At 46.9% G+C, this 9259-nt stretch carries 9 protein-coding genes; 3 read left to right on the top strand and 6 right to left on the bottom strand.

Going from position 1 to position 9259, the window contains the following annotated elements; translation table 11 throughout:
- Positions 1 to 74: 74 nt before the first annotated feature.
- Positions 75 to 626: a 50S ribosomal protein L25/general stress protein Ctc gene (locus tag F6K38_RS15125; RefSeq protein ID WP_287356854.1), complete on the bottom strand. Its 552-nt coding sequence runs from the start codon at positions 624 to 626 to the stop codon at positions 75 to 77.
- A 40-nt stretch (positions 627 to 666) separates the two neighbouring features.
- Here F6K38_RS15125 and F6K38_RS15130 point away from each other — a divergent pair, with 40 nt between their 5' ends.
- The gene (locus tag F6K38_RS15130; protein ID WP_008190587.1) at positions 667 to 792 is read left to right on the top strand and encodes a hypothetical protein; all 126 of its coding nucleotides are present in this window, start codon (positions 667 to 669) and stop codon (positions 790 to 792) included.
- 21 nt (positions 793 to 813) lie between these two features.
- Here F6K38_RS15130 and F6K38_RS15135 read toward each other — a convergent pair whose 3' ends face one another.
- Positions 814 to 2154 (bottom strand): adenylosuccinate synthase, encoded by a 1341-nt coding sequence (locus tag F6K38_RS15135; RefSeq protein WP_008190589.1) that lies wholly within the window; start codon positions 2152 to 2154, stop codon positions 814 to 816.
- Positions 2155 to 2363: 209 nt separating this feature from the next.
- Here F6K38_RS15135 and F6K38_RS15140 point away from each other — a divergent pair, with 209 nt between their 5' ends.
- On the top strand, positions 2364 to 3056 hold the full coding sequence (locus F6K38_RS15140; protein ID WP_287356855.1) for a response regulator transcription factor: 693 nt from the start codon (positions 2364 to 2366) through the stop codon (positions 3054 to 3056).
- Here F6K38_RS15140 and F6K38_RS15145 read toward each other — a convergent pair.
- The 3 genes from F6K38_RS15145 to F6K38_RS15155 form a co-directional block, all read right to left on the bottom strand.
- The gene (locus F6K38_RS15145; RefSeq protein WP_287250662.1) at positions 3025 to 5553 is read right to left on the bottom strand and encodes a DNA gyrase/topoisomerase IV subunit A; all 2529 of its coding nucleotides are present in this window, start codon (positions 5551 to 5553) and stop codon (positions 3025 to 3027) included. The two genes, F6K38_RS15140 and F6K38_RS15145, sit on opposite strands and share 32 nt — an antisense overlap.
- 124 nt (positions 5554 to 5677) lie before the next feature.
- Positions 5678 to 6961, bottom strand: coding sequence for an RNA-guided endonuclease IscB (iscB, locus tag F6K38_RS15150; protein WP_008190597.1), 1284 nt, complete (start codon positions 6959 to 6961; stop codon positions 5678 to 5680).
- Between the two features lie 695 nt (positions 6962 to 7656).
- Positions 7657 to 7836: a hypothetical protein gene (locus F6K38_RS15155; protein WP_287356857.1), complete on the bottom strand. Its 180-nt coding sequence runs from the start codon at positions 7834 to 7836 to the stop codon at positions 7657 to 7659.
- Positions 7837 to 8145: 309 nt separating this feature from the next.
- On the opposite strand from F6K38_RS15155, the gene F6K38_RS15160 reads away from it, so the two are divergent.
- On the top strand, positions 8146 to 8547 hold the full coding sequence (locus F6K38_RS15160; protein ID WP_008190602.1) for a response regulator: 402 nt from the start codon (positions 8146 to 8148) through the stop codon (positions 8545 to 8547).
- 145 nt (positions 8548 to 8692) lie between these two features.
- Here the strand turns inward: F6K38_RS15160 and F6K38_RS15165 are convergent.
- Positions 8693 to 9259 (bottom strand): tetratricopeptide repeat protein (locus F6K38_RS15165; protein WP_287356859.1); only part of this gene is annotated, 567 nt, incomplete at its 5' end.

Here is a 9259-nt window from a genome sequence, read left to right on the forward strand (position 1 = left end):
TTCTCAGTGCTCAATCGGCAATTAACAAAATAGGATTTAAGGTAAGCATATGCTTACCTGTATTCTGCAACGCTTTATTTAGAAGTGATAGCAAGAACACTTAATTTAGGCTCATCCATAACCTCGATCCCTTCTGGCAAGACTAACTCGTAAATGTACAGCATCTTACCCTGTTCCAAATTTGATATATCAATATCAATGGTTTCGGGAATTTTATCTGGGGGACATTGCACTTTTACTGTTGTAAGCCTTTGCTGCAAAATTCCACCTTGCTTAACTCCCACGGCTTCTCCCACTAGCTTCAGAGGTACAACAACCTCTACTTTATTTTGAGAAGCCACTGAGAAAAAACTGAGGTGGTAAAGGTAATTTTTCCAAGGATGAGATTGTATCTCCCGCAGCAGCACTGGACCATTCCAGGAAATGTCGGGAATAGAGAGCTCTATCAGGGTATTATTAACCGAGGCTGTTTTAAGCAAGTCTTCTGCTGCTTTAGCCGTCATAGTTAAGGATACAGATTCTGCACCATTGTGACCGTAAAGTACGGTGGGAATCAATCCAGAACGGCGTAAGGCTCTCGGCTTACTACCTTCTGGTCGCTTTTGACATTCTACAGTAACATTCATCGCTAGGACTTTAACTCTTCGAGATAACGTAGCCAAATTAATGGCAATTACTGGTCAGCTACCGGTCGATTCCGCCACCGAGGGAGGTGCTGACCTCAATGGTAGGTCAGGGTTTTTAATCGAATCGGAAACTACTGAGATTCAAACTCTCCGACTGACACCCTGACGCCCTGATACCCTGACGCACTTAAACTCCCGAAGTTATCGGTGTACCGCTAGCATCCAATAGTGCTCGCTTTGGACCATGGATTGGGTCTTCCACAATAATTGTCTGGTCACGGCTGGCTCCTAAGGAAACCACAGCAATAGGAACTTTCATCAGTTCTGCCAGGAATTTAAGATAATCCAAGGCTTCCTTTGGTAAATCCTCTAAAGACCGACATTCAGCAGTAGATTTTTGCCAACCTGATAGGGTTTTGTAAACGGGCTGGCATCGGGCAAACACGCTAGTACTGCTAGGAAATTCCCGAGTGAGTTCACCGTCAATTTCATAGGCGACGCAGACCTTAATTTCTTCAAAGGTATCGAGTACATCCAGTTTGGTGATCGCTAGACAGTCAAGACCATTAATCCGAACAGCGTAGCGACCAATGACGGCATCAAACCAGCCACAACGGCGGCGGCGACCGGTGGTTGTCCCAAATTCTGATCCTAGCTCACAAAGTAACTCTCCTTCTCGAGTGTGAATCTCTGTGGGAAACGGTCCTTCTCCGACTCTGGTTGTGTAAGCTTTTGCCACACCAATCACCCGATCAATCATTGTCGGTCCGACACCAGCACCCACACAAGCTCCGCCAGCCACTGGATTGGAAGAGGTTACATAGGGGTACGTCCCATGATCTAAATCTAGCAGTGTCCCTTGAGCCCCTTCAAACAGAATATTGCGTTTTTGCTCAATCGCCTCATAAATCTTCAAGGAACTATCCACCACATAGGAGCCTAGCCGTTCAGCATACTCCTGGTATTGCTTGATCACACCAGCTGGGTCTAAGGGCGATAGATTATAGAGCTTCTCTAAAATAGGGTTCTTATAATTAATCGTCCAGGTTAACTTTTCTACCAATACTTCCGGATCCATCAGGTCAATGATCCGAATACCAGTACGCTCTGATTTATCCGCATAGGTCGGACCAATACCACGACCCGTGGTACCAATTTTCTGCCTACCCCGGCGCTCTTCCGATGCTTGGTCAATCAATCGATGATAAGGCATCGTGACATGGGCTATGTCTGAAATCAGCAGATTTTTAGTGGAAATGCCCAGTGCTTCAAGTTGGTCAAGTTCGGCAATTAAAATTTCTGGGTCAATAACTGTACCGGAGCCAATAATACACTCTGTATCCGGATACAAAATTCCAGAAGGTATCAGGTGCAGTTTAAAGGTTTGACCTTGAACAACAACCGTATGCCCAGCATTGACGCCCCCCTGGTAACGGACGACTACATCTGCTGAACGACTCAGCAGATCTGTTATTTTGCCTTTTCCTTCATCGCCCCACTGGGCACCAATTACAACAACGTTAGCCAAGGGTTTATTTTGAATGCTAAAGTTTATCCACCTGATAATTATGAACAGTGGTTGCGACTGCTGTCAACTTAACTGTTGCTGATCTAGGTAGAAACTGGAGGAACGAGAGTCACATAAGTTAATCTTGACCTAGAATCGCCACTCCAATCTCTTTTAGACTTTACCTATGTACTCTTATCAGTCATTTTTAACAAAAAACTACTTCTACAATGAAAATTTTATTAGTGGAAGATGATATTCTCCTTGCTGAAAATTTATCCGAAGCCCTCACCAACCAACGTTACGTGGTTGATCTGGTTACCAATGGGGAAATTGCTTGCCAGCAATCCCAAATGCTTGATTATGACTTGATGGTGCTAGATCTGACTCTGCCCAAGCTCGATGGCTTTGGTGTTTGTCGAAAATTGCGAGCCCAAGGCGATCAAATGCCGATTCTAATGTTGACGGGTCGCGATACCACTAATGATAAAGTCAAGGGTCTAGATGCAGGGGCTGATGATTATCTAGTTAAGCCAGTTGACTTACCAGAATTATTTGCTCGGATTCGGGCTCTGCTGCGCCGAGGTCAATCTATCGCACCACCAGTACTTAAGTGGGGAGATTTGCGTCTTGACCCGAGTACCTATGAAGTAAGCTATGCTCACCAACCTATCCACTTTACCCGTAAGGAGTATAGTTTACTGGAGTTTTTGCTGCGCAACGGTCGGCGGGTACTAACTCGCAGTGTTATTATCGAGCACGTCTGGTCTTTTGAAAACCCTCCCGAAGAGGAGACGGTCAACGCTTACATCAAAAGTTTGAGGCGCAAACTGAGATTAGCTGGCGCACCCAGAGATTTGATTGAAACCGTTCACAGTGTGGGCTATCGCCTTAAACAGTTAATTCCTGAATCACAGGAGTAACGCTGATGATTTTTTCCTCCGGCTTGAGTTGGGCAATGCGATCGCCTGTGCCATCTTTTCCCCAAATCGGCACGGATTTCATAGCTAAACGCTTACCGCCAAGGGAAGTGACTACCATGACGTCATTGGCGATGGAATCCCTGACCATGCTGACCAAACCATCTTTAGCGGTTTTAAACTGTAGCGCTTGAGTTCCCAGGTCTCCCCGATTAGCCAACCTGATCGCCTGCACGGGGAGGCGCTTTCCATACCCCTGCTCAGACACCAGTAAGAGGTTTTCCTCTTCCCCTAGGACAACACAGCCAACCAGCTTTTCTTTACCCTTTAGCCGCAAAGCTTGATTTCCTTGAGCGCTGCGTCCCATAATCGGTAACTGTTTGTCATTCACCTCAAACCGCAAAAGCCGTCCATTGCTGGTTGCTACCACCACTTGTGTCGCTGTAGTAGATAGGTTGGCATACTGTAGTTGATCATCATTTCTGAACTTGGTAAGCAACATACCACGGTTCGTTAGTTTTGTCAACTCAGATACTGATACACGCTTAATTTTACCTTGGTGAGTCAGCAAAACTAGGGTGAAGTTTTCTAGGTCATCTGGCACCCTAAAGTGAGCCACAACTGTTTCTGATTGGGCAGAATTTGGCAGCAACTTTACCAAGGGAATACCCTGCTTGCGTCCAGCCGCTGGTGGAATATCTCTAATTTTGACTGGGTAGGCTTTGCCAGAACCAGTGATTACCATTAATTCTTGTGTGGTGAGCAACAGCTGAGCCTGAACTACAAAGTCCTCCCCTTGTTTAATTGACTTGGGTAATTTTGGCTGTGTTGTGGCACTTTGCCGCTGTACATACCCGTGAGAGGTAAATTCTAGAAGTGTTTGTTCTGGCTCAGTGGGAGCATTAGGTAGGGTATCAGGAGTTTTTTGGGGTTGAGCAGATTTCTTACTCCTGGGTTGAGCAGCTGTCGGTTGTTCTAGCTTTTTTTCAGTGGAAGCAATAGAGTTTATTATGGTACGGCGAGGATCACCGTACTTGCGTTTAAGCGATCGCAAATCTTTCTTCAGGGCTTTGAGCAATTCCCGCCGATCATTGAGTAATTGGTGCAGCTGTTCCAGGCGCTGGGAAAGTTCCTCACCCTCGGTCTCTAACTTTTCTCGTTCTAAGCCAGTTAGCCGTCGCATGGGCATGGCCAGAATTGCGTCAGCCTGGATTTCACTTAAGTTTAACTGATTTTGGAGGGACAGCTTAGCAGTGGTACCATCAGGAGCATTTCTGAGAATGTCAATCATGGCATCCAGCTGATTGAGGCTAGCCAGTAACCCGTCTACCAGGTGAAGACGTCTTTCTTTCTGGGACTGCTCATAGGTATATTGGCGGGTTAGAGTCTGTTCTCGGAAGCTAATAAATGATTCTAACAACTGCCGCAGGGTAAGTTGTCGGGGTTGTCCATCTACCAAGGTCAGCAGGATAGCACCAAAGTTTGTTTGCAGGGGAGTTTGCTTATACAACTGCTGGAGAACCGCTGATGGCTGAGCATCTCGTTTGAGTTCCACCACCACCCGCATCCCTTCGCGATCGCTTTCATCTCGGATATCGCTAATCCCTTCTATACGCCCTTGATTCACCAAAGCTGCTACTTTTTCAATCCAGGCGGCCTTATGGACCTGATAGGGCAACTCACTCACTACAATTGCCCTACGCTGCCCCCGTTTCTTTCGACCGACTTGAATGGTTTCAAGCTTGGTGATGCCTCGAATCGGTATACTGCCACGACCGGTAGTATAGGCATCCCGAATCCCCTCAGCTGCCACAATTTCCCCCCCAGTGGGAAAATCAGGTCCGGGAATTAATTCCCAGAGTTTTTCATCTGGTAAATTGGGCCGGTCAATCAGAGCAATCAAGCCATCTACTATCTCTGCCAAATTGTGAGGAGGAATATTGGTGGCCATGCCCACAGCAATGCCAGAGCAACCATTGAGCAACAACACCGGTAATTGTGCCGGGAGTACCACTGGCTCTTGCTGGGAGCTATCAAAGTTGTCGATAAAATCAACGGTTGCTTCCCCAATTTCTGACAATAGGGCTTGAGCGCCCACGGGAGAAAGTCGGGTTTCAGTGTAACGCATGGCTGCTGGTGGATCATTATCCACCGAACCAAAATTGCCATGACCGTCAAGGAGGGGATAGCGGGTGGAAAAGTCTTGGACTAAACGCACCATGGCTTCATACACCGCTTGGTCACCGTGGGGGTGATATTTTCCCAACACATCCCCAACCACACGAGCACATTTGCGGTATGGTCGATCTGGGGTTAACCCTAATTCGTGCATCGCATATAGGATACGTCGATGTACGGGCTTAAGCCCATCACGGACATCAGGTAAAGCACGCCCCACAATCACACTCATGGCATATTCAAGATATGACCGTTGCATCTCCAAATGCAGGGCTGTGGGAATGACATTACTGTTTTCCAGTAGGTTCAGCTGTTTTGTCATCAAAAATCCTCCAAGGAATTGACCACCTAAAAAGCGTTAAGGGGGCGGACGCCTAAACCCGTTAGGGTTAGCGCCCGGGGAATTACCGCCAATAAATTTGTCGAGCGGTAGCGAGTCCGTTGATTCAAAGTCCGTATTGATAGCCGTCCGCTCGCTGAATGGTTTTTAGATATTTCGGATGTACATCAAAGCTCCTTATCTTAGTGCTCAGCTTAAAAGATGGCCTATAGCGAATCGCAATTCGTCCGGTATACTGCCCCGCGTATTTACCTAATGGGATATCGGCCTTGACTAAATCCCCGGTTTGAAACCCCATAAAGAATTTCTGTGAGGGAGCATGTCCATTAGGAAAGCCATATCGGTCGGTTCGACATCGCTGCCGCCTGCCATGACCTTTGGCTTTGACAATCAGAGGTCTGAGCCGATTAATTAGCAGTCTTTCGGGTGTAGAAGTACCAACACAAGCCGCGTCTGTCCAATGGGTTTTAGCAAGCCCCTGGAGTTTGCGATTGAATTTAGTCTGACCACCAGTACCCGTTTCCACAGGTAACCCGTACCCTTTGAGTCTCCTGAGCAATTCCCATCGGGTTGAATTAACCGCCGCCGCATCTTTCAAAGGAGTTAATGCTTTGGTTAATAACCGCTTTAACACGTCCGGTTTTTTCAGCAGAAACATCTCCACCGGCTGATTTCCCTTAGCTTGGTTGCAAGGGCGGCAAGCCAGGGTCAGGTTGCTGACTCGGTTAGAGCCACCCTGGCTTAAAGCTTGAATGTGTTCTATTTCAAGAGGAACACCATCAGTACTGCAATAAGCGCATTTTCTACCCCATTTCTCGAGTAAATATTCTTTGACTTCAAAACCGAATAGTTCTCCTCGCTGGTACTCAACGCCGCTAATTTCGGGGTTCTGCATTTTCTGCATATCAAACCTGACTAACTCTTGAGAGAGTGCCGTGATCGGACATACCCTTAGAATCCGCCTGACCCAGGTTTCGACGTTCGCAATCCGACTTTCAAGAGATGGTGGGAGCCAGCCTTCTTTTCGAGTCCGGTTAAGAAACCGAGGTTTGCGATATCGGAGTTTACGACTACGCCGCCTTTGTCTTAACTTTCTACGAGAGTCTAGAGATTTCTTAATCTGCTGCCCTCGGTGTTCAATCTCGAAGGCATTAGTCACCCGTCCGGTCTGCTCTTGAACTATGGCAATGCCGGTTTTTTGGGAGCCTGGGTCTATTTTGAGTCGGTAGGGATGGGTAACTGAATCCTCGACCGTCCTGTCTAGTACTACGATGGTGAAGGGGTAGCGCTTGAACACCTTAGCACGCCCCTTTTTTAGCAATTTTCTTGCCCGTGCCGGATGGCAGGGGTCTAGAGGAAAGAGGTTTTTATCGTAAACAAAAGTGTACATTACTGTACCTCTCAATTTCTTGGTAAGGTTTGCCTAGACGGTGTTAGTACTCGGTACTTTCCGGATCACACTGGCTTTCCCGAATGGCCTGTTTAATCACCCGGTTGTAGAGCTTGGAACTGGCACGCATTCCAAGGTACGAACTTTAACTCTTGGTACTAACGGCTGCGCTTATTTTTAAGGCCGTCTGGTCAACAGGCTTTATTCAAGCCCACACTGTACCCGCATCGGGTCAGTGTGCGGTAGTTGACAGGGTGATCGGGGTTTAGGGTATAGGGAAATTGCACGCTCGTTAAGGCTACGGTACTCGAAAAGATCGGAAAAATAAGGAGAAGAGAATGTCTTCTTCACCTAATCAAGTCCCCTTGATCTTTCCATCTGCTCTAGCATCCAGCTTAACCAGCGTGACTATTGATGCATATAGGTGATGCATATAGAAAAACACAGACACTAGCTCACCCTAAGTTAAGTATTCAGCTATCAGCTTTCCGCTTTCAGCTTTCAGCTATCAGCTTTCCGCTTTCAGCTTTCCGCTTTCAGCTTTCCGCTTTCAGCTTTCAGCTTTCAGCTAATGCGCACGCTACTTGAGGTGCTTTTGAATAAGCGATGGAGCGCCGACCTGCGGGGGTTTCCACGGGGCTTTCAAGGTGCGGACGCAGGTGACCCACGCAGCCCCTCCCCACTCGCGCTTTGCATCAAGACAACAGGTAAGCATTGGAATAATGCTGAGGGCTGACGGCTGAGGGCTGACGGCTGAGGGCTGACGGCTGACGGCTGACGGCTGACGGCTGAATGCTTACACCATAAAATTTGAGCATCTGGTTCCAAAGCCGATTTCCCGCCTTAAGATAGTGTTGCTTAGCTAAATGACTCAAAGAAACAGGCTCAAGCTTAACCAGCCAGAAGCTTCGCTTCCAGCAAGCCGTTCCACTGTCCCCAAGACACTACAATGTAAATTTGGATGCAGTGTGGGTTGGCTTTTGCCAGGAGCGTCAGCTTCCCTGGTATTAAGCAGCCTATCACCTGTATTAGTCCCATGAACATTACTAGTTAGCTAAGGATGTGGGGAAAGTAGACTTGGGAAGATGACATCTTGAATTTGAAATAGCAAAATGACAGATTCCCTGTCAAACTTATGATCAAATGACTCTTTTGCCAAAAATGACTCTCTTGATGCAACGCCCATGAAAACCGTTCTGATTGTCGAAGATGATCCGATTAATGCTCGTGTTTTTGCCAAGATTCTCACTAAGCGGGGCGGTTTGAATGTAAAGCATACTGAAGATGTAGAAGAAGTAATGCAGCTAGCCCAAGCTGGGGAGCCAGACATTATCTTGATGGATGTTTCCCTAGCTCATAGTGTTTATCAGGGTCAATCAGTAGACGGCATTAAGATTACCCAAATGCTTAAGGCTGATGCTGATACCTCTAAACTGCCCATTATTCTGGTCACTGCTCATGCGATGGAAGGGGATAGAGAAAAATTTCTTAAGCAAAGTGGTGCCGATGACTACATCTCCAAACCCGTTGTTGACCATCAACAGTTTGTTGATCAAATCATGGCTCTACTACCCCAGGACAATTAAATTCCTTTCTTGAAAATTGCCAATCTTAAAACCACCGCCCTTGAGATGATTGCCCATATTTGGCTGCCATCCCTCCCCTATTGGCAATTGATAGAGATCAAGCACTATTTTTAGAAGTCACCCATGACAGGTGGAGTTGAGCTACTTAGGGTATACCTTCACCCTGGATAATGGTGGCTTGGATTCTGGGATTTTCCAGAAACTTTTTGGTTTCAGAAAGCAGGCGTTTACCCCACAAGTTTTCCTTAAGAAACTCTAAGTTAGCATAGCGGCTATCTAGGCGGATTGCCGCTTCTCCCATTAACAGTCCCTTTTCGATATCCCCTTGGGCATACAGAGCCACAGCGATCGCAAGTTGAGGTTCTGCCGCCTCTTTATCAATCCCTATGGCTGCTTCCCATTTTTTAATGGCACTCTCCACATCTCCTTGTTCATAGTTCACCAACCCAATGTTGTTGATGGCAGGCCAAAAGCTTTTGTCTTGGTCAACAGCTTTGTTGTAAGCATCGATTGCTTCACTATACTGATTGAGCATATAGTAAGAATTGCCCAAGTCAAACAGGGCTTCTGGCACATCGGGTTTGAGTTTTAATCCCGCTTTCAACTGAGCGATCGCTTTTCTATACTCGCTTTTTTGAAAATAGGCTGACCCCAAGGTGAACAGCACTCCAGCCTCATCTGGTGCCAGAGAGTAAGACTTTTGCAAGGCTTC

Source organism: Moorena sp. SIO3B2 (assembly GCF_010692525.1).
In the GTDB taxonomy this organism is placed as follows: domain Bacteria; phylum Cyanobacteriota; class Cyanobacteriia; order Cyanobacteriales; family Coleofasciculaceae; genus Moorena; species Moorena producens.

Coding starts and splice junctions, on each gene's coding strand:
- F6K38_RS15125 (WP_287356854.1), bottom strand. CDS start 626: ATGAATGTTACTGTAGAATGTCAAAAGCGACCAGAAGGTAGTAAGCCG.
- F6K38_RS15130 (WP_008190587.1), top strand. CDS start 667: ATGGCAATTACTGGTCAGCTACCGGTCGATTCCGCCACCGAGGGAGGT.
- F6K38_RS15140 (WP_287356855.1), top strand. CDS start 2,364: ATGAAAATTTTATTAGTGGAAGATGATATTCTCCTTGCTGAAAATTTA.
- F6K38_RS15145 (WP_287250662.1), bottom strand. CDS start 5,553: ATGACAAAACAGCTGAACCTACTGGAAAACAGTAATGTCATTCCCACA.
- iscB (WP_008190597.1), bottom strand. CDS start 6,961: ATGTACACTTTTGTTTACGATAAAAACCTCTTTCCTCTAGACCCCTGC.
- F6K38_RS15160 (WP_008190602.1), top strand. CDS start 8,146: ATGAAAACCGTTCTGATTGTCGAAGATGATCCGATTAATGCTCGTGTT.